Annotated in this window: 18 protein-coding genes; 9 read left to right on the forward strand and 9 right to left on the reverse strand. The window is 34.9% G+C overall.

The features are described from left to right. Window positions 1-98: 98 nt before the first annotated feature. On the reverse strand, window positions 99-1694 hold the full coding sequence (locus P2086_RS16665) for a hypothetical protein (protein ID WP_317897891.1): 1596 nt from the start codon (window positions 1692-1694) through the stop codon (window positions 99-101). A gap of 562 nt (window positions 1695-2256) precedes the next feature. On the opposite strand from P2086_RS16665, the gene P2086_RS16670 reads away from it, so the two are divergent. From P2086_RS16670 to P2086_RS16685, 4 genes are read left to right on the forward strand one after another with little or no spacing between them, the layout of a single operon-like run. Beyond that, window positions 2257-2682 carry a hypothetical protein gene (locus P2086_RS16670; RefSeq protein WP_317897892.1) on the forward strand — a complete coding sequence of 142 codons (426 nt, stop codon included), beginning with the start codon at window positions 2257-2259 and terminating at the stop codon, window positions 2680-2682. Between the two features lie 36 nt (window positions 2683-2718). Next, entirely contained in the window at window positions 2719-3330 is a 612-nt protein-coding gene (locus tag P2086_RS16675; RefSeq protein ID WP_317897893.1) for a PASTA domain-containing protein, read from the forward strand. A gap of 5 nt (window positions 3331-3335) precedes the next feature. Continuing rightward, window positions 3336-5330, forward strand: coding sequence for a T9SS type A sorting domain-containing protein (locus tag P2086_RS16680; RefSeq protein WP_317897894.1), 1995 nt, complete (start codon window positions 3336-3338; stop codon window positions 5328-5330). Between the two features lie 8 nt (window positions 5331-5338). Next, window positions 5339-6415, forward strand: coding sequence for an RluA family pseudouridine synthase (locus tag P2086_RS16685; RefSeq protein WP_317897895.1), 1077 nt, complete (start codon window positions 5339-5341; stop codon window positions 6413-6415). A 188-nt stretch (window positions 6416-6603) separates the two neighbouring features. On the opposite strand, the gene P2086_RS16690 is transcribed toward P2086_RS16685, so the two are convergent. The 3 genes from P2086_RS16690 to P2086_RS16700 all read right to left on the reverse strand — a co-directional run bounded on the left by P2086_RS16690 (window position 6604) and on the right by P2086_RS16700 (window position 11084). Further along, window positions 6604-8595 carry a T9SS type A sorting domain-containing protein gene (locus tag P2086_RS16690; RefSeq protein WP_317897896.1) on the reverse strand — a complete coding sequence of 664 codons (1992 nt, stop codon included), beginning with the start codon at window positions 8593-8595 and terminating at the stop codon, window positions 6604-6606. Between the two features lie 79 nt (window positions 8596-8674). Further along, a complete protein-coding gene (locus P2086_RS16695; RefSeq protein ID WP_317897897.1) occupies window positions 8675-9595 on the reverse strand; it encodes a T9SS type A sorting domain-containing protein in 921 nt (306 codons plus the stop codon). Window positions 9596-9671: 76 nt separating this feature from the next. Then, complete coding sequence (locus tag P2086_RS16700; RefSeq protein ID WP_317897898.1) at window positions 9672-11084, reverse strand: FAD-binding oxidoreductase; 1413 nt, start codon at window positions 11082-11084, stop codon at window positions 9672-9674. 69 nt (window positions 11085-11153) lie between these two features. Here P2086_RS16700 and P2086_RS16705 point away from each other — a divergent pair, with 69 nt between their 5' ends. Then, entirely contained in the window at window positions 11154-11804 is a 651-nt protein-coding gene (locus tag P2086_RS16705) for a TatD family hydrolase (protein ID WP_317897899.1), read from the forward strand. A gap of 175 nt (window positions 11805-11979) precedes the next feature. Next, on the forward strand, window positions 11980-12732 hold the full coding sequence (locus P2086_RS16710; protein WP_317897900.1) for a tRNA threonylcarbamoyladenosine dehydratase: 753 nt from the start codon (window positions 11980-11982) through the stop codon (window positions 12730-12732). Between the two features lie 171 nt (window positions 12733-12903). Here the strand turns inward: P2086_RS16710 and P2086_RS16715 are convergent, their stop codons facing one another. Both P2086_RS16715 and clpP read right to left on the reverse strand, forming a co-directional pair. Beyond that, the gene (locus P2086_RS16715; protein ID WP_317897901.1) at window positions 12904-13500 is read right to left on the reverse strand and encodes a hypothetical protein; all 597 of its coding nucleotides are present in this window, start codon (window positions 13498-13500) and stop codon (window positions 12904-12906) included. A 168-nt stretch (window positions 13501-13668) separates the two neighbouring features. Beyond that, the gene (gene clpP, locus P2086_RS16720) at window positions 13669-14343 is read right to left on the reverse strand and encodes an ATP-dependent Clp endopeptidase proteolytic subunit ClpP (RefSeq protein WP_317900271.1); all 675 of its coding nucleotides are present in this window, start codon (window positions 14341-14343) and stop codon (window positions 13669-13671) included. A gap of 223 nt (window positions 14344-14566) precedes the next feature. On the opposite strand from clpP, the gene P2086_RS16725 reads away from it, so the two are divergent. Further along, window positions 14567-15412, forward strand: coding sequence for an aminotransferase class IV (locus tag P2086_RS16725; protein WP_317897902.1), 846 nt, complete (start codon window positions 14567-14569; stop codon window positions 15410-15412). 97 nt (window positions 15413-15509) lie between these two features. Here P2086_RS16725 and P2086_RS16730 read toward each other — a convergent pair whose 3' ends face one another. Continuing rightward, complete coding sequence (locus tag P2086_RS16730; protein ID WP_317897903.1) at window positions 15510-16817, reverse strand: glycosyltransferase; 1308 nt, start codon at window positions 16815-16817, stop codon at window positions 15510-15512. 74 nt (window positions 16818-16891) lie between these two features. Here P2086_RS16730 and P2086_RS16735 point away from each other — a divergent pair, with 74 nt between their 5' ends. Both P2086_RS16735 and P2086_RS16740 read left to right on the forward strand, forming a co-directional pair. Further along, on the forward strand, window positions 16892-17605 hold the full coding sequence (locus tag P2086_RS16735) for a glycosyltransferase family 2 protein (RefSeq protein ID WP_317897904.1): 714 nt from the start codon (window positions 16892-16894) through the stop codon (window positions 17603-17605). A 307-nt stretch (window positions 17606-17912) separates the two neighbouring features. Then, entirely contained in the window at window positions 17913-18104 is a 192-nt protein-coding gene (locus P2086_RS16740) for a cold-shock protein (protein WP_317897905.1), read from the forward strand. A gap of 175 nt (window positions 18105-18279) precedes the next feature. Here the strand turns inward: P2086_RS16740 and frr are convergent, their stop codons facing one another. Next, window positions 18280-18840: a ribosome recycling factor gene (gene frr, locus P2086_RS16745; protein WP_317897906.1), complete on the reverse strand. Its 561-nt coding sequence runs from the start codon at window positions 18838-18840 to the stop codon at window positions 18280-18282. A gap of 33 nt (window positions 18841-18873) precedes the next feature. Continuing rightward, window positions 18874-20016 (reverse strand): cysteine desulfurase family protein, encoded by a 1143-nt coding sequence (locus P2086_RS16750; protein ID WP_317897907.1) that lies wholly within the window; start codon window positions 20014-20016, stop codon window positions 18874-18876. Window positions 20017-20037: the final 21 nt, after the last annotated feature.

A 20037-nucleotide genomic window follows, 5' to 3' on the forward strand; every position in this document is an offset into this window, starting at 1 on the left:
CTTCGTGCCTCCGTGGTTAAACTGCCAACTGTTTACTGCCAACTTCCCACTCTCAGTGTCTCTCCGTGCCCTCCGTGCCTCCGTGGTTAAACTGCCTCTTACCCTCCAAAGCCAACATTATAATTCAAATTCGCAATAACATTAATTTTAACTTCATAACTTTCATAAATTTTGATATCCAGCTTATTCAGCGGTAAAATAAACCTCGAAACAATTTTAATCTTTTTACATTTCTTTAAATTCTCAATTTTTGATCTATTTACTGGGACAGTTATCTTTTTTTCAGTTGGAGCCAATACTTCATTATTAGCACTCAGATCGGCACTCTCAATTACATTTGATCCGGGAAGAAATAGTGAATCAATAACTGTACTTTGATCATCCAACATATATCCCTGAAGTTTTACTGAAAAAGGAAACCCATTTTTAGCCACAATTAAAAAATTTCCATAGTTCACATCATCGAGCTCTTTTATATTTGAAAAATTAACATCGGTAGTTGATTTTAATTCAAAATAATCGGCAGTAAACTTTAGTGGAATATCAATATTTGCAAGAATTCGAATACCTGTATTATAAAAAGCAAAATCATTATAGCCCGAAATATTCCCGAGTGGATTTACTTTTATAGTTCCAGAGTAGGTTAATTTATCGGGAAGATTCGATATAAAACTAGTAATGTTACTGTTTGATTTATTAAACGAAATAAGTTTAACGCTCGGATAAATAGTGGTGCCAGCCTTTGTGGCTCTATTAATATTAATATTTGAAAGAGCATTGGTATTTAATGACACCACATTGTTATTCGGACTATTAATGGATTTATTGTTACCCAAAAAACTTGTGAACTCAGCTCCAAATTCATTTAGAATACTAAAATCCATCGTCGCATCACTCAACATAAAATTACTGGTTTCAAAATTGTCGATGATTCCAAAACTAGCGGTATCCTGCTTAATATCTATTGTTTGTTGTCCAAAATATCCCTCTACATATTCGGGCACAATACCAGAGTACGTAACTTCAACCTTGGCTCCATCGCCGTAATTTAAGGTAAGTGAAGACGTGGCAGTTGTGCTTAATGCAAACGTGTAGGTTTGAACAATAGTATTGTAAACGAGCCCTGAAATTCCACGCATATTTAAGGAATATCCTGTTAAATCGTAATTTCTGATTACAGAATTAGTTCCAGTTGGAACGGTTTCTTTTATTGTTAAAACTTCTCCATTCTTAGTGGCACTGGTTATTTTGTAAGTTAAATCAACTGGTTGAGAAATTAAATTACTGAATTTCACAGTCATAATTCCTTTATGGATGTCTATTTTTTTAAGCGCAACGCCATTCGCAATATCAAATTTTAGTTCAGCCGGTGGAAATGATGTAATAGACTGCCCTATATTAAAATTAAGCGGGATGGGCGATGTATTTACAAAAGGAATTTTAATGATAGTGTCTGGCAATGCTAAAAGTGAATCCAATTTAATAGAAGCTACTTCGCGATTGATTCTTACAGAAAGTAAGCCGGTATTATCAGATTGAAACAGGGAATCATTGACAAAGTTTTTAATATTAAGCAGACTATTTACAACTGGAATCGTTAAATCAACATCCCAATTTGCATTTGTGGCTTTTCTGCACCCAAAAAACAAGCTAAAAAAAATAAAAAAAAGGCCGATTCTCTTAAATAACAACATGTTTTACAAATATAAATCATTTTTTGAAACCGCATTGGGATAGTTGAAAGTTGATAGTCGTAAGTCAATAGTCGACAGTCATAAGTCGGTAGTCGTAAGTCATAAGCCGGTAGTCGTAAGTCGATATACAGTCTGAATTGAATACTGCCAACTTTATACTGAATACTGATTACCGCCACCTGCCAACTTATGTGTCCTTATATTTCTTATATGGTTTGTTTTTTAGGTTATAGTCAATTGTCCGATTCCCCTAGTGTCTCTCAGCGCCCTAAGTTTCTTAGTGGTTTGAAACTGATTACTGGTTACTGCCAACTGCCTCCTCTTAGTGTCTCTCAGTGCCCTCCGTGTCTTAGTGGTTAAAACTGAATACTGCCAACTCCCAACTTATATGCCCTTATGTTTCTTATGTGGTTCATTTATTTAGTCAATAGTCGATAGTTTTTCCTGCAAACTGAATACTGCCAACCGATTACCGCCCACTATTCTTAGCTTTCCTTTGTTAGTTTTTTACATTCTTTTACCAAAAAAATAAGTTTTTTTTTACTAACTTTGTATGATTAAGATGAAATTAGGAATTAGGTTTTTTCTCTCTTGGATTTTCTCCGCTCTGGTCATGTTTGGCTTGTTTTACATCTGGCATGGCATTTTTTTAAATGACTTCAAAAGGATCCAATTTCCACTCACTTGGTTTGTTACTTTTGCTGCTTTTACGTATTTAATTTTTGGAGCAGGGATATACTTCCTTTTCGAAAGCAGTCTGCTTAAAAAAATAAGAAACTTTTTTATACGAGGGCTTATATGTGGTGGGGTTGCCGGTTTTTCTTTATTTATGATTGCCACCATTGTGCACATCTCTCTAACCACCAATCTGAGCGCTCAACATCTTATGATGGATTGTATTTGGCAAATAGCCGAACAAACGCTTGGCGCTATGGTTGTGGTTCTCTTTAAAGTTGTTATTCATGAACCGCAATTAGAACACGCTTAGGTTTCTATAATAACTTACATTATCCAGAATTCGGTTATGCGAAATTTAATTTCTTTTTTTAAATCCAAACAGTTTTTCGTTCAGATTTCCATTATTTTGGTTCTAATATTTCTTGTTTTTTTTATTACACTTCAATGGCTTTCTTCCTATACCAATCATGGTAAATTTGTAACGGTGCCAGATTTTAAAGGTCAAAAAATATCGCTTTTGGAGGATTTTATAAAGGACAAAGGCGTTAGTTATGAGATTATTGACAGTATTTACGATCCTAAAGAAAAAGCAGGGATTGTTTTAAGGCAAGATCCTGAAGTAAATATTGCCGTGAAGCACAATAGAACAATCTATCTTTACGTTACTGGTATGGTTGCACCTCAAATAATAATGCCAAAATTAGTCGATAAAAGTGAACGCCAAGCTCGCTTTATTCTTGGCAGTTATGGCCTTAAGACTGGTAAGATAACCGAGCAAGCGGCAGATTGTAATGGCTGTGTTTTGTCACAATTATTACACGGAAAAAAAATTGAAGAAGGTTCACTGGTAAAAAAAGGCACTGTCATTGAATTGATTGTTGGACGGAAAGATCATTTTTATAATTCAGGCTCAACCGACAGTACTTTAACAAATGAAGAACCAGATTTTGATAATTAAATACCATGTTTCGTAATTTCGTTTTATTTCTCTCTGTTTTTATCACTTCCATATTTTTCGCCCAGGAAGGCACTAAACCACTTAGTTCAAATCTTAATTACATTTATAAAAATCTTAGGTCTGTTTCTCTCAATCCCAAAACAGATGTTCAACAACAAAAAACTTCCGCTGGAAGCTCACTAAGTATTCCATTTATCGAAGATTTTTCTTATTCTCCTGTAAACAATTATCCCGATCAAAATAGATGGGAAGATTCTTTAGTGTACGTAAATTCCGGAATGGCTACTGCTCCTCCAAGCATTGGTGTTGCAACATTTGACGGACTAAACAAACATGGTTATCCCTATAAACCAACGCTAACTAATTTAACGCTTTCTAACCCTGCAGATACACTCACATCAAAGCCTATCAATTTACACACCGTTGGCTCTCAAACTCTTTTAACCACAGATAACATAGCGATCTCGTTTTATTATCAAGCCAGAGGTAAAGGAGACAACCCCGAATTGAACGATAGTTTAATTCTTGATTTTTATAAGCCACTCGCTCATGCCGATTCTGCTTGGAGTCGCGTTTGGTTTAAACAAGGTAGTACAAGTTCAAACACCAACGATTCTGCCTTTAAAAGAGCCTTTGTAAAGATCACCGACACTGCTTATTTACACGACGGCTTTAGATTCAGATTTAGGAATTGGGCTTCCGTAACAGGAAATTTCGACCATTGGCATATCGATTATATTTTTCTTAACAAAGATCGTGGCAACGATTCAATAAGAGATACTATAATTAATGATATTACTTTTTGCGACATTCCCACCTCCTTTCTGAAAGACTATTCAGAAATGCCCTTACAACAATACCAACCATCTGAAATGGCTAAAAGTTTGAGTGTAAAAATTAGAAATAATAGCGCTGATCAGCCAAATATGTTTTACAAATACAAAGTTTATGATAACTCTGGTAATCAAATATTTAGTGAATACACTGGGGGCTCCTATAATATTAATCCTTTCCGAAAGAATACCTTTTCCCCGCCAAATTACGGGTATCAGAATTATCAACCGCATGCTTTTCCAAATATAAAAGACACCTTTATTGTTAACCAGACAATGAGTTCGCGCTTTAAAATAAAACATTTTATTTATTTAGATGCAAATCAAAGCTCCTCATCTGACACAATTCGCGGCAATGATACCGTTATACAATATCAAAACTTCAGAAACTTTTACGCCTTTGATGATGGAAGTGCTGAGGCTGGGTATTATGTGAATGCAATTGGTGCAAAAATGGCCGTCAAAATTAAACTCAATAAACCAGATACTCTTTACGGATTAAGAATTTATTTTGATCCAGTCGGCAATGTTAGTTCTATTTCAAATACCGCTACTACCATATATAATTTCAGTATAAATGTTTGGGGTCAAGATAATAATGGTGCTCCAGATGGGCTAAATAATATTTTAAAAGATAACCTTGTGCACCACCCCATATACATACAAGATGGATTTAAAGAAGTACCAGAGTTTAAACTTAAGCAGCCTTTTCTGCTTCAAGCAGGTACTTATTTTATCGGTATTCAGCAGGCTAGTAGCATTTTAACGGTGGGATTTGATCGTAATTATAACCATAAAAGTAGCTTATACTTTGACTCAGGCAGTGGCTGGACACAATCAAATGAAGATGGCTCTATCATGATAAACCCTCTATTTGGAACTTATTTACCAATTGTGGGAATTAATGAAATTGGATCGTCTCCTATAAGTAAAAACTTTTTTGTCTACCCAAACCCTTCAACAGAAAGGTTTACCATTGTATCTGCAAAACTTCAAAATTCAAGTTACCAGCTTTTTAATTCTGTTGGCCAATTGGTAAAAGAAGAAATAATAGACAATACCGAACAAGTAGTTTCTGTTTCTAATTTTCTTCCAGGTATTTATATTTTAATTTTAAAAAATAATGGGCATGCTGTACAGCAACAAAAAATAATTGTACAACATTAATTTTTGTGATGGCTGATTTTGAAGAAGAACAAGAAGACTTAACTACCGACGAAGAACAAGAGCTCTTCGAACACCACAACATAAAAGTTGAAAAAGGTCAGGTGACTATGCGGATTGATAAATTTGTGATGATTCGCATTGCAAATACAACTCGTACTAAAATTCAAAATGCTTGTGACGCTGGTTTTGTGTTGGTTAACGGCAAGGCAGTGAAATCGAATTACAAAATTAAACCATTGGATGAAATCTCCATTGTTTTAACAGTTCCTCCAAGGACTTCAGAAATTCTTGCCGAAAACATTCCTCTCGATATAACTTTTGAAGATGATTACATTGCTTTAGTAAACAAAAAACCTGGAATGGTTGTTCATCCCGCTTATGGAAATTACACTGGTACTCTTGTAAATGCTTTGCTTTATCATTTTAAAAATCTTCCAACCTCAAAAACCAAACTTAATAATGATCTTTATCTCGATCGTCCAGGCTTGGTGCATCGCATAGACAAAAATACTTCAGGTATTATTATCATTGCAAAAACGGAGTTAGCTATGACACGTTTAGCTAAAGATTTTTATGACCGTACAATGGACCGCAAATACATTGCGATTTGTTGGGGCGATTTAAAAGAAGATGAAGGAACAATTGTTGCGAACGTCGGAAGGGATTTAAAAGATAGAAAAAAAATGTACGCCTTTCCCGAAGGAAGTGAACATGGAAAACATGCCGTTACTCACTACAAAGTGATAGAACGTTTTGGTTACATTACTTTTATTGAATGCAAATTAGAAACAGGTCGCACGCATCAAATTCGTGTGCATTTTAAAAGTATTGGTCACCCCTTATTTAATGATAACGAGTACGGTGGTGACTCTATCTTAAAAGGAATTAATTCTGCTAAATACAAACAGTTCATTCAAAATTGTTTCAATCTGTTGCCTCGGCAAGCACTTCACGCCAAAACATTGGGAATTACCCATCCTATAAGTGGCGAAAAATTATTCTTTGATAGCCCAATTCCAAACGATATGCAGGCTGTTTTAGAAAAATGGAGGAAGTATACGAAGGATAAAGTTCTGGAGGATTAGTCAATAGTTGATAGTCGTTAGTCAATAGTCTCTAGTTAATAGTGCTTACTGCCAACTGCATCCTTATATGCCCTTATATTTCTTATATAGTTCGTTTGTTAGTCGATAGTCAATACTAAAAACTGAATACCACCAACCGCCCACTCTCAGTGTCTCTTAGTGTCCTTAGTGCCTCAGTGGTTTCTATACTACCTCAACAAAATCAATTTCTTTGTAATTTTTTCTCTCCCATTATCTATTTCTACAAAATAAATTCCGTTAGAATACTCACTCATATTAACATCAATTTTATTTTCTTTTATACCATTGACTGATTCAGTATAAATAATTTCACCCATTGAGTTGTATACCTTTACTTTAATATTCTGAGTTGAAGTAAAATTTGTAATAATTATAAAATCACCCTGAGAGGGATTTGGAAAAAGATGAATACCTTCCTTCAAAATTGAATTTTCCTTAATCCCCACAACAGCACATTCAATGATAGGTAAAATGGCAAGTTTAAAATTGCGAACACCACCCCATGCTGTTTTCATATCATGCCAGGTATTATCACTCCATTTCTCCCAAGCAGTATTCACACTTACTGAGTTATCATCCATCACTACCGCAGTATCACCAGCAGCAGTCGGCAACACAAGTGAAGCATAAAACCCACCATATTGAGGTACAGATACAGGATTTGCAAAATTAAATTTATACGGCATTATTAAAGGCTGACTGAATAACAAGTTTGGATTCCCGCAATAAGGTACATTTGTCGTATTTGTTGTTGCAGCGATGGTTGCTATATTTTCGGTTGTTGATCCTAAAAGCGTTCCTGGCTGAGTAGTTGCCGTTGTTCCACTATAAATATTTAAACTTACATTTCCTGTGCCGTCTGTTCCAAAATTACCGTATTGAAAGAAGACTGCTATGACTCCTGTCACATAAGGATCCACAACATTGCTATACCGCGATGCATCGATAAACTCAGCCTTTTCTTTATCTCCGTAACAATTGGTCCCATTTAGATATCCTGCCTTTCCTGATCCCTGGGGACAAGAAAGGTCTTGAGTTGAAGCAGTAACACGTCGGTAAGGAAATAGTGTATCAGTGCTTGTGAAATTACTTACTGTATAAGAACAAAATGTAGGTAAAGTATTACAAAGAGTTGCCGCACTTGCAGAAAGTTGCATGCGTAAAGGTGAACTACTCATGGCTGTTTGAATACGTGTTCGTTGATCGTTCGTAAACATATACAAACAATCATCGTAACAATAATCCATAAAATTCATAAACAGATCTCCTTTAGGTCCGTTGCTGCATGTAACATGCGGGTATGTAGGGCATGTGGAATTTTCAACTTGTTGTGTTGGCGTATCATCACAAAAATCCGTTCCACAGTTCGAATCGCCCCATAGGTGTCTTAATCCCAGATAATGGCCAATTTCGTGCGTCGCAGTTCTACCTTTATTATAGAAACTTGCTAAAGAGCCAACGTCTCCAATTGCTCGAGACCAGCACCAAACGCCATCATCCGAATAAGTCCCCAGTCCGTTTGAAATGCCATTTAGTCCAGTAGCTGGAGGAAACGTTGCGAAACCAAGTAAACCTACACTTGTATTCACATCGCTAATCCATATATTCAGATAACGACTAGGATCCCATATTGTATTTGGCTTTATTGTATTATTAACAAAGTTCTGAAAACTAGTTGCAGTAGTAAATGTTGTTGGATTTGACCATCCTTTGTTAACATAGTTAATACGATCTATGCCTTTTTCAGTGAGTAAGGTTCCTGAAGGAGTCCGTTCGGCAAGACAAAAACTGATGTTACAATTTGCAATAAGAGATTGGCTAAAACCAGTACTTGAAAAGTTTCCTACATTAAATCCAGTACCAGCATAATCGTTATTTAGTATGCTTATTTGAGAATTTATTTGTGCTTGAGAAATGTTAGGAAAAGTTCCAACCGTCTGCCCACTATGAATAACATGAAATACAACAGGAATAGTATAGTTTGTACTTTGATTCTTTTGCACGGATGCGCTTGCTTTATACTCCTCCACTTTAGCATTAAACCAATCATTCCAAGCTTTATCTGGCACTGGTGTTGCGCAAGTTCGTTTTGTTATTAGTGGTTCCTGAGCATTTAAAACGCCCGTTAGAAAAAACAGAAATACGTGTATTTTTTTCATGCAAGAAATTAAAGTTCGATATAGCTTTAATCAAGCTAAAATACAAAATAATAACAATATGATTTTTATACCATTCCGATTATTCTTTGATAAACTTTGTTGTATAAATCGTATTTCCTTTTTTTATAACAACAACAAAATAGATTCCGCTTTTTAAATCGCTAACGTCTATTTTGCCAGCATTTTCAAACCCAAGGTGCTTCAGTTCTTTTCCACAAACATCAATAATACTTATGTGAAATTCTTCTAAGCCGCCTGCTTCCATGTTTAAAACATCATAGACCGGGTTAGGGTAAACTTTTATTCCATTGACTGGGGTGGTGTTTTTTTCAATACCCGCCAGATTTTGGTAATCGCATCCTTTTGAACCGAACTGCTTTGTACCAAAAGTACTGTCTGTGTAACACAGGAACGATTCTATCCAATCACTAAAAAATGGGTCTGCATTCCCAAGATCAAAACGCGTTCTAAAGTTGAACAAAAAAAGTTCATTACCCAGGCGCTCTGCAATTCTTGACCGCCAGTTATATTGGCTTGACGGGAAATGTTGCGAAACATATAATTGCTTTAAAGTAAATCCGTTTTCTGTAATATAACTTATTGAATCTACCGTTGTGGTATAGCTTCCGGCTGGAAAAGAATTATACCATTTATGGCCAACTGCCGCATTAAAATTATAGAGCACCTGCCAGGTATGCTGAGTATAAGCGTTACGCATAAAGATCGTATCACCATCTTGTTTTATCAACGTAAGCGCGCAAGGTTTTGAATTTTCAGTATAAAATATGGAATGTCTGAGTACTTTAGCAGTAAAGGAATTTATAACCGTATCTCGCACATACTTTACTGCTTCGTTACGTTGTATCCAAGGGGTAAACTGGCTTGGGCCCAAAGCCACCTGCGAATAATGCCATTCAGCCCCAGGTGGACAAAATACAATTTGTGATTTGCTTTGAAAACTTAACATTGGGGTAAGGCAGAAAAGTAATAGTTTTTTCATTTTTGGGATGATTTAAATTTTGCGAAAAACTTTCCTTATAAAATTAAGCTATTTTTCAATAGTTTAAACAAATACCTTAATCAAAAATCTTCCCAGGATTTAAAATAGAATTCGGATCAAACACTTTTTTAATTCCTCGCATGACTTCTAAATGATATGAACTAAAAACAATTGGCAGATAAGGTTTCTGAACTAGTCCAATACCATGCTCACCGCTGATAGTTCCACCTAGAGCTTTACACAATTCAAAAATTTCGGTAATGCCTTTGGGCAAATCGTTTTCCCAAACAGAATCACTTAAATCACCTTTAATAATATTTACATGCAGATTACCGTCACCTGCGTGACCGTAGCACACTGATTTAAATCCGTATTTCTTGCCAATTTCCTTTACCCCCTTTAACAATCTTGGTAATTCAGCTCTAGGAACAACAGTATCTTCTTCTTTATACACACTATTACTTTTTACAGCTTCGCCTACTTTTCTCCTTATTTTCCAAAGTGCATTTTTTTGTTCAGCACTATCGGCAAATAAAATCTCATCACACTCATTATTTTGCATCACCTCCCCTATTCGCTCACAGTCTTTCATTAATACATCTACATCATTGCCATCTACCTCAACCAATAAAAGCGCTTGCCATTCTGGTTTTATGCTAAAGTTTACATCGCCAGAATATTTTATACTCCAATCAATGGCATCTCGTTCCATAAACTCCATAGCACTCGGAGTAATGCCAGCCCGAAACACTTCACCAACGGCTTTACAAGCTTGCTCAGCACTTTTAAAAGGCACAAGCATCAGTAAATCGTGTTTAGGCAATGGAATTAATTTAAAAACAATTTTAGTGATTATGCCCAAAGTGCCTTCACTTCCCACCATTAAATGGGTTAAATTGTACCCTGTAGAATATTTTAGAGTATTGGCCCCAGTCCAAATTACTTCTCCATTAGGTAATACTATTTCCAGATTTAAAACATAATCTCTGGTAGTGCCATATTTTACTGCTTTTGGACCACCACTGCTATGAGCCACATTTCCACCCAAGCTGCAGCTTCCCCAGCTGGCGGGATCGGGCGGATAAAATAAACCTAACTTTTTCACTTCTTCCTGAAAAATATAATTAATGACGCAAGGTTCAACCGTGGCTTGCAAATTCGCTTCATCAATCTTTAAAATCTTATTGAATTTCTCCATACTTAATAAAACCCCTCCCATAATTGGCAGAGCCGCTCCACTCAGTCCTGTGCCAGCCCCTCTGGTCGTTAATGGGATTCTATTTTCGTTACATAACTTGGCTATGGCGCTCACCTGCTCTACCGTTTGAGGTTTAACAACCGCCTCTGGTAAAAAAATAAAATCTTCGGTTTCATCCTGGCCATATTTTTCCAATTGCTCCTTTCCAGAACTGATAAAATCTTCTCCAACAATGTTTTTAAAGGCTTCAAAGTTTATTGACGTAAGCTTGTTATAATTATTATTTGTCATATTAAATATTGAATCTTAAAGTTACTATGTTTGATATCGAAAATCTTTGATTAAATAAAAAATTTAACCGTGTTTATCAACACACATACTCACACCCAGCTTTACGACGCCAAAATAGAATTGGTAAATCTCAACATTGGAGCACCAGACAAACCAAACTACTATAGTTACGGCATACATCCACGGTACATTACTAAAGAAACTTTTAAGAGTCAATTGGAAGAACTTAATATTGTTGTACACGAAAAACGCTGCCTCGCTATTGGCGAATGCGGACTTGATAAATTATGCAACGTTGACATAGCTCTACAACAGGAAGTATTTATTGAGCAGATAAAAATTGCAAATAAAGTAAAGAAACCACTTATTATCCATTGTGTAAAAGCATTTAATGAACTCATAAATTGTTTGAATTTGAATGATAACAAGGTGCCTGTAATCATTCACGGTTTTAATAACAATGAAAACATTGCTCGAATTCTTGTAAGTCAAGGAATGTACTTTTCTTTCGGTAAGGCCTTGTTAGGTTATGAGTCAAATGCAGCAAAAGCAATAAAAAATGTTGGAAGAAAAAACTTTTTTCTCGAGACGGATGATGCTGATATTTCAATAAAGTACATTTATAAAAAGGCAACGGAGTTACTAGGAATCGATGAAGACACCATCCGGCTGCAGTTGCAAAGCAATTTTGAAAATGTTTTTAACTTTAAACTCACGTAATAACCACAAAGAACACAAAGCAGGCGCAAAGCACGCAAAGAAAACAAAGAAGGAAAAACTAAAGTTTCGAAAGAAATATACCTTGATTAATTAAACTTACTTTAAACTGAATAATATAACTTTGTGCACTTTGTGTAAAACTTAGCGCACTTTGTGGTTAGAAAAACGGAGACAAATGGATACAAGTTGGATGGAACGCACCACATTATTAGTTGGTGAAAAAGGATTAGAAAAATTGAATAATGCGCACGTGCTCATAGTTGGCTTAGGAGGTGTGGGCTCATACGCCGCTGAAGCTATTGGTAGAAGCGGCGTCGGAAAAATGACAATAATTGATGGGGATACTGTAGATCCTACCAACCGAAACAGACAATTACAAGCATTAAGTTCAACTCATGGTTTAAATAAAGCGCATTTAATGGGAGAGCGACTTAAATTGATAAATCCCGATATTGAATTAGATGTTATTGATCAATTCAAAAATCCTGACGATATGAAAGAATTTCTTTCTCAAAAATTTTCATATGTGATTGATGCAATCGATAGTATTTCTCCGAAATTATATTTGTTGCAAACTGCTTATTATAACAATCAACGTATTATATCAAGCATGGGTGCAGGCGGCAAAATGGATCCAACCAAAATACAGGTTGTAGATATTTCGCAGACAAATACTTGTCCGATGGCGCAGTATGTTAGAAAACGTTTACGTTACATGAATATTTATAAAGGGATAAAATCTGTTTATAGTACCGAAATTCCTGCCAAATATTCCATTATGAAAACTGATGGCAGCAAATATAAAAAATCTGCGTATGGAACGATCTCTTATTTACCAGCCGCATTCGGACTTACCTGTGCTTCGGTAGTTATTCGTGATCTTGTAGGCTGGAAAGAAGTTAAAACTGGCAAAAAAGTTTTTAGTTAAATTACTTTCGGCTTAGTTGTAGTTGCTACGAATTAAAACGAAGAATGGTATAACACCTCAATCAAACATTTAGTGAAAATTAGTGCAATTAGTGGTTATTGAACGAACGATTATAGCATAAAAAAAGCCGTTGCGCATAAATCACAACGGCTTTTTTGGTAGTTTAAATTTTTAGTTTGCAGTTATTGCATAAAACTTATTAAACTCATTAATTGCGCTGATAACAGCTTGTTTATCGAATGTGAATTTGTCAAGATCTGTCCATAACATAAGTTGATCTTTCATATAAGGTTTTAAATCTTTTTTATAAAACTTATTTGAGATTTTATTAATTTCTTTCAATTTAATATCCGATCCTTCAGCTCTAGTATCTTGCATATAATAATCAGATACAATATGATCGTATCCATCCACCTTACCATCGTATTTATACTCAAACAAATTTAGTCTTCCACTTGCCAAACGCTCAATATACAAACCGTCTCCACTTGCTAACAGCACAAAGTGTCTTCCATCAAAACCATAAGCTTTTGCTTTTTTCGGATCCACTGGCATTATTTTCCCCCCTTTAGCAGGTTGAAAATAAAATTTTTGATAAAATTCAGTTTCCGATTCAGGATTTGCTTGAATATTACCTACAACTGTGTCATTCTTAGAGTTAACATAATAACCTTCGGCAAGAATTGGAGCCATTTTTGGAGCTTTTTTTGGTTGTGCCGCAATTGTTAAACCTGCACCTAATAAAATAACAGAAAGGAACTTTTTCATACGTATACTTTTTTAAAAATCTATTTTCAAATATATTTAATACTATCATAAATGCAAAATTTATGCCAGCATTTTGTGATTATTATGGGTAAAATCTGTTAAGTTAATTGGGCTACAAGTTAGATGTTACGCGTTAAACGAATAACACCTAACTTATAACGTTTAACTTTATTTGCGTTCAAGAACCTCATCAATCATTCCGTAATCTTTGGCTTCTTGCGCAATCATCCAATAATCACGATCGCTATCTGCCCAAACTTTCTCGTAGGTTTGTCCGCTATGAAATGCAATAATATCGTACAATTCTTTTTTCAGTTTCTGAATTTCGCGTGCAGTAATTTCAATATCACTAGCCTGACCTTCTGCGCCACCCAAGGGTTGGTGAATCATAATTCGAGCATGCTTTAATGCTGTACGTTTTCCTTTAGCGCCAGCGCATTGTAAAACTGCTCCCATACTAGCTGCCATTCCTGTGCAAATGGTTGCAACATCGGGCTTAATAATCTGCATAGTATCGTAAATCCCTAAACCTGCATAAACACTGCCGCCAGGAGAGTTTACATAAATCTGAATGTCCTTTTTAGCATCTACGCTCTCAAGAAATAAAAGCTGTGCTTGAACAATGTTTGCCACCTGATCATTAATACCCGTGCCTAAAAAAATGATTCTATCCATCATTAATCGCGAGAAAACGTCCATTTGCGCTACATTTAAAGAGCGTTCTTCAATAATATATGGTGTTAAAGACGATTGAATACGAGAAGTGTAACTATCGTAGGTTAAACTGTTGATGCCCGCATGTTTAGTGGCATATTTTCTAAATTCATTATTATCAAACATAATTTTTTGTTTTTAGTTATTTCAAATGTAATTGTTACAGCTTTTATATCAAATACAATGCAAAATAGTTATTAACGCTAATTTGTCATACTTTTTACTGTGAAATTCTGACTAAATATAACCCATTTATTACTACATTAACTTTTAATTGTTATTAAATAAATTGATAATGAAGCTATTAGGCAGTTTTTATACGCAAATTTGTATTCCAAACGCTATAACATAAATGGCCAAGGACTCATACTGTATATTTAACGGACACTTAATCAGTATTTACGAGCCAAGTGTTTCGTTTTCTAATCGCGCCTTCCGTTATGGTGATTCTTTATTCGAAACCATTCGCGTTTGTAATAACAATATAATGTTTTTGCGTGATCACATAACACGGCTTAAGTTGGGCATGACAGTTTTACGCATGAATTTACCGGCAGAGTTTAACAGTGATAATATTCATGAATTCATTGTTCAACTTTTAAAGCACAACACGCATGCTCCGCATGCAAGGGTTAGGCTCACTGTATTTAGAAACGATGGGGGATTATACACTCCCGAAACGAATGACATTTCATTCCTAATCGAAAGTGAAGAACTGCCCAGCGGCTACGAGTTAAATCAAAAAGGATTTTGGGTAGATATTTATGCAGATATAAAAAAATCAATTAACAAATTGTCTAATATTAAAAGTGGAAACGCGCTTATGTATGTAATGGCCGGAATTGCCAAACAAAGTATGAAGCTAGACGATTGTTTTTTAATAAATGAAAACGGAACTATATGTGAAAGCATTAGCTCAAATATTTTTGTGGTAAAAAACGGCACTCTTTACACAGCACCTTTAACAGAAGGCTGCGTAGCGGGAGTAATGAGAAAACAAATTATGAATCTGGCTACAGAAAACAAAATTCTTACTTTCGAAAGTGCAATTACAACTTACACACTCATGAATGGAGATGAAATCTTTTTAACCAATAGTATCAACGGAATTCAATGGGTTGGCCAATTCAAAGACAAGTTTTATACGAATAAAATGGCTTTGTTTTTTATTGATAAATTAAATGCGTTGACTCTGTAGTCGATAGTCACTAGATTAAAGTCGATGGTCGAAAACTCTAGCACTCTTATGTGCCCTTATATCTCTTATGTGGTTCAATCTAAGTATCAAGCTAAAATCAGAGGCTATTCAAAACCTCACACAACTTCTTCGTCAGTCCTTTTCTACTGTACTTAAGTATTGCAGCTTCATTTCTATTAATGTACCCGTCATTAAAATAAGCTAAGATATTCTGCTTCAAATTTTCTTCATCTTCAAAACCACTTATTAAGCCGCTGTTTGTTTCATTTATTATGGCGGCTAAATCGCCGTCTTTTGGACCAATGGCGAGAATTGGTGAACCGGAAGACATATACTCAAAAAACTTACCCGTTAAAATACCTTTGGCATTTTTAGTGTTATTTACCAATAATAAAAGTACACGCGAACGTTGTTGTTCCTTTATTACTTCATCGTGCGGTAAATAGTCAATTGTTTTTACAAAGTTTTTTAACTGATATTTTTCAATCTGATCTTTTATATAAATATCAACTTTACCAACCAATTTTATTTGCAACTGTTTTCTAAAGTCAATATTTTCTTTAATCAGTTCGTTCAAAACCTTCCACAAAATAGAAGGATTACGGTCTTTAACCAAAGTGCCTATATGTGCTATGCTAAATTTTTTATCCTTAACAATCTCTTCTTTACTTACATCTTCTTCATCAAAACCATTGGTAATTACTTTAAACTTGTTGTGATCGGTACCACCAGCATTTACATACATGTTTTCAAATTCATCACTCATCGCTTTTCCAATGCTAAGAACAACATCCGCATTTTTTAAAACACTTAATTCTTGTTTGTGATGTTTTTTATCAGCTAACGGAGTCAACATTAGCTTTTCGTAAAAATCAATATTCGTCCAAGGATCTCTAAAATCTGATATCCATTTTAGGTCAGGAAATTTCTTCTTTAAGCCCAAAGCTATCAAGTGCATGCTATGCGGCGGTCCGCTGCTGATGATATAGTTTACTTTATTTTTTCGGATGTAGTCACTCAGATATCGGATACTTGGATTAATCCAAAATTTTCGTGCATCTGGTATAAAAAAATTACCTCTGATCCATACACTTAATTTTTCCGTGAAACCGGTTTTTCTGTTTTCATTTAAAAACGAAGCATTGATCTTGTCTTCCTTTTTTCTTCCAATAAAACGTTTGTAAATGGTGTAAGGCTCCCAAATTGAGGTTTTAAGAACCGTTATGTTTTCAGGGACATCCTTTTGCAAGCTCGCATCAAGTACTGGAATTTCGCCATTTTCTGCCGTATAAATCACCGGCTCCCAGTTAAACTGCTGCATGTATTTCACAAACTTTAACCAGCGTTGAACGCCAGCCCCTCCGCTTGGAGGCCAATAATAAGTAAGAATAAGAACTTTGTTCATTACATGTAAAACAGGCTCTAAGATAAACTAAAATAATTAATTTATATTTACGCTAAAAACAACGTACATTCTTAATGAAATTATCAATTGTAATACCCGCATACAACGAAGCAAGAACCATTCACCTTATCTTAAATAAAATAAAAGAGGTTGTTTTACTAGGTGACGTAGAAAAGGAAATCATTATTGTTAACGATTGCTCAAAAGATGAAACGGAACAAGCAATTTTAAATTACAAAACAGAAAACCCCGATCTCAATATTCAATACCGTAAACACGAAGTTAACAAAGGTAAAGGCGCTGCCTTGCATACCGGAATTAAAGAGGCAAGTGGTGATTATATTATCATTCAAGATGCCGACTTAGAATATGATCCGGAAGAATACAATTTAATGCTAAAACCGATTTTAAATGGAATGGGTGACGTAGTTTTCGGAAGTCGTTTTATTGGAGCACAGCCTCACAGGATATTGTTTTTCTGGCATTCCCTAGGCAATAAGGTATTAACAACTTTAAGTAACATGTTCACCAATCTTAATTTAACAGATATGGAAACCTGTTACAAATTGTTCAGATCTGATATTATTAAAAACATTCAACTCAAAGAAAATCGGTTTGGTTTCGAACCTGAAGTAACCGCGAAAATTGCCCGTATTCCTAAAATAAGAATATACGAAGTAGGCATTTCCTATTATGGAAGAACCTATGAAGAAGGCAAAAAAATTGGTTGGAAAGATGGTTTTAGGGCTATTTATTGCATCCTAAAATACGGCTTATTCAAGGCTTAAAATAAGTTTATTTAACTGAAAATTAAATAGTTATAAGTTGAATATTTGGATTTATGGAATATATAATATAAATTTGTTATAATCTTTTAAACGAATTAATATTTAAATTCTCAACATCTCTCATTTTTCTCACAGTTGCAATTCGTTTATTTCCTTTTTAAGAATTAATAATAATTGCAAGCAGATAAAAACTGATTTGGTAAGATTTTAAACACTAAAGTTTAAAAGTTTAGCAGAACTGAGTCATCCCCTTTTTTCTCAGAACTGTTTAATTAACAAAAAAGGGAAAAAATAAAAAGTAAAAAAAATGGAAAAAGGTACAGTAAAGTTTTTCAATCAAACAAAAGGTTTCGGATTCATCAAAGTTGAAGGATCTGGAAAAGAAGTTTTTGTTCACGTTTCTGGTATTAAAGAAGAAATTCGTGAAAACGACGAAGTTGTTTTTGACATTCAGGAAGGTAAAAAAGGATTGAACGCAGTTAACGTGAAGTTAGCTTAATTCGCTCCTGTTAATTAAATTATTGCGATTTCTTACCCAATTTATATAATGTTTGGATTCAGATTGGTTGACTTATAAATTTGAAGACTTAAATCACACTCAAAATTTTAATTAACAAAAAACCCGCTCAGATAGATATCTGAGCGGGTTTTTTCATTTAATTCTTCAATAAAATCTATACAGTCATAATCTCTTTTTCCTTTTGTTCAATATGTTTGTCTACTTTGCCAACATAATTATCGGTTAAGGTTTGAACCTGGGTTTCGCCACTTTTAGCCTCATCTTCAGGTAGACCATCTTTTTGTAACTTCTTAATTTGCTCCATAGCTTCTTTACGAGCAGTACGTATTCCTACCTTTGCATCTTCTCCAAGACTTTTCGCCATTTTACTGAGATCTCTCCTGCGTTCTTCTGTTAAAGGCGGAATCATGATTCTAATTAACACACCGTCGTTTTGAGGATTCAATCCTAGATTCGCCATTTGTATAGCCTTTTCAATTGGCGTTAGCATTGTTTTTTCCCATGGTTGAACAACAAGAGTCCTAGCATCCTGCGTGGTTACACTTGCTGTATTACTAATGGGCACTTTACTTCCATAATAATCTACCATCACGTTTTCAAGCATTACAGGATTAGCTTTTCCAGCTCTTACTTTTTGTAGCTCAAGCTCCAAATGCGAAATAGCTTTTTCCATAAAACTTTTAGTGTTCTCTAATACCGACTTAATATCTGACATAATTGTTTATTTATTGTGTGTGTTTTTATGACTTTAAACCTTTGCCTTTACGGCAAATAATTCAGTTAATTTAGAAAGTGTAAAATCAATCTCCTCTTTCGTAGTGTATTTACTAAAACTAAATCTCACCGAAGGTCTTTCCATTTCAATTCCTAAACCTCTTAAAACGTGACTTCCTTGATTACTTCCACTGCTGCAAGCACTTCCACCACTAGCAGCAATTCCCATAATATCTAAGTTGAATAAAATCATCTCAGCATCTGGGTGATTTGGAAAACGACAATTTAAAACAGTATAAAGTGATTTATCGTGTGAAACTTCTCCATTAAATTCGATGTCCGGAATCTTTTTAATTAAACTTTCACGCATGTAATCTTTTAATTCCATAATATGCTTTTGATGCGCTTCCATTTCATTAAAACAAATATCAAGTGCCTTTGCTAATCCAATAATACCTGCAACATTTTCAGTTCCTCCTCGCATATTCCTTTCTTGCGCACCTCCATGTATAAAAGGTGAAATTTTACACAGATGATTTATGTATAAAAAACCTACGCCCTTTGGGCCATGAAACTTATGAGCCGCACAAGTAACAAAGTGCACTTTCAATTCACGAAGATTCATCTTATAATGTCCCATAGTTTGAACTGTATCACTATGAAAAATAGCATTGTATTTTTCGCAAAGTTCACCCACTTCTTTTAATGGGAGAAGAGTGCCGATCTCATTATTTGCATGCATAAGAGAAACAAGACTGCGTGGGTTGTTTTTTAAAAGCTCTTCCAGGTTAATTAAATCAATATTCCCATTTTTATCGCTTTTAACCCAACTTGCTTTTATTTTCCCTGCTTTTTCTAAAACTTTAATTGTATGTTCTACAGCATGATGTTCAATTTGACTCGAAATAACATGAGTGATACCATGCGTTTCAATACTTTGAGTAATGGCCATATTATCAGCTTCAGTTCCTCCAGAAGTGAAAAATATTTCTGCCGGTGTAACATTTAAGATTTTAGCAACCGTTTTTCGTGCAGTTTCAATTGAAGCTCTTGTCTTTCTTCCAAATGAGTGTATTGAAGAAGGATTCCCAAAATCTTCTGCCAATAATGGCATCATAGCTTTTAAAACCTCCTCGTCAAGACGGGTTGTTGCTGCGTTGTCTAAATACACTTTCATTCCAGATCGATCTAACTAATA

Origin of the sequence: Aurantibacillus circumpalustris, from assembly GCF_029625215.1 — a bacterium.
Taxonomy (GTDB): domain Bacteria; phylum Bacteroidota; class Bacteroidia; order B-17B0; family Aurantibacillaceae; genus Aurantibacillus; species Aurantibacillus circumpalustris.

What these genes read in the sequence shown, in the direction of transcription:
- P2086_RS16665 (WP_317897891.1), bottom strand. Translation starts at nt 1,694, where the DNA reads ATGTTGTTATTTAAGAGAATCGGCCTTTTTTTTATTTTTTTTAGCTTG.
- P2086_RS16670 (WP_317897892.1), top strand. Translation starts at nt 2,257, where the DNA reads ATGAAATTAGGAATTAGGTTTTTTCTCTCTTGGATTTTCTCCGCTCTG.
- P2086_RS16675 (WP_317897893.1), top strand. Translation starts at nt 2,719, where the DNA reads ATGCGAAATTTAATTTCTTTTTTTAAATCCAAACAGTTTTTCGTTCAG.
- P2086_RS16680 (WP_317897894.1), top strand. Translation starts at nt 3,336, where the DNA reads ATGTTTCGTAATTTCGTTTTATTTCTCTCTGTTTTTATCACTTCCATA.
- P2086_RS16685 (WP_317897895.1), top strand. Translation starts at nt 5,339, where the DNA reads ATGGCTGATTTTGAAGAAGAACAAGAAGACTTAACTACCGACGAAGAA.
- P2086_RS16690 (WP_317897896.1), bottom strand. Translation starts at nt 8,595, where the DNA reads ATGAAAAAAATACACGTATTTCTGTTTTTTCTAACGGGCGTTTTAAAT.
- P2086_RS16695 (WP_317897897.1), bottom strand. Translation starts at nt 9,595, where the DNA reads ATGAAAAAACTATTACTTTTCTGCCTTACCCCAATGTTAAGTTTTCAA.
- P2086_RS16700 (WP_317897898.1), bottom strand. Translation starts at nt 11,084, where the DNA reads ATGACAAATAATAATTATAACAAGCTTACGTCAATAAACTTTGAAGCC.
- P2086_RS16710 (WP_317897900.1), top strand. Translation starts at nt 11,980, where the DNA reads ATGGATACAAGTTGGATGGAACGCACCACATTATTAGTTGGTGAAAAA.
- P2086_RS16715 (WP_317897901.1), bottom strand. Translation starts at nt 13,500, where the DNA reads ATGAAAAAGTTCCTTTCTGTTATTTTATTAGGTGCAGGTTTAACAATT.
- P2086_RS16725 (WP_317897902.1), top strand. Translation starts at nt 14,567, where the DNA reads ATGGCCAAGGACTCATACTGTATATTTAACGGACACTTAATCAGTATT.
- P2086_RS16730 (WP_317897903.1), bottom strand. Translation starts at nt 16,817, where the DNA reads ATGAACAAAGTTCTTATTCTTACTTATTATTGGCCTCCAAGCGGAGGG.
- P2086_RS16735 (WP_317897904.1), top strand. Translation starts at nt 16,892, where the DNA reads ATGAAATTATCAATTGTAATACCCGCATACAACGAAGCAAGAACCATT.
- P2086_RS16740 (WP_317897905.1), top strand. Translation starts at nt 17,913, where the DNA reads ATGGAAAAAGGTACAGTAAAGTTTTTCAATCAAACAAAAGGTTTCGGA.
- frr (WP_317897906.1), bottom strand. Translation starts at nt 18,840, where the DNA reads ATGTCAGATATTAAGTCGGTATTAGAGAACACTAAAAGTTTTATGGAA.
- P2086_RS16750 (WP_317897907.1), bottom strand. Translation starts at nt 20,016, where the DNA reads ATGAAAGTGTATTTAGACAACGCAGCAACAACCCGTCTTGACGAGGAG.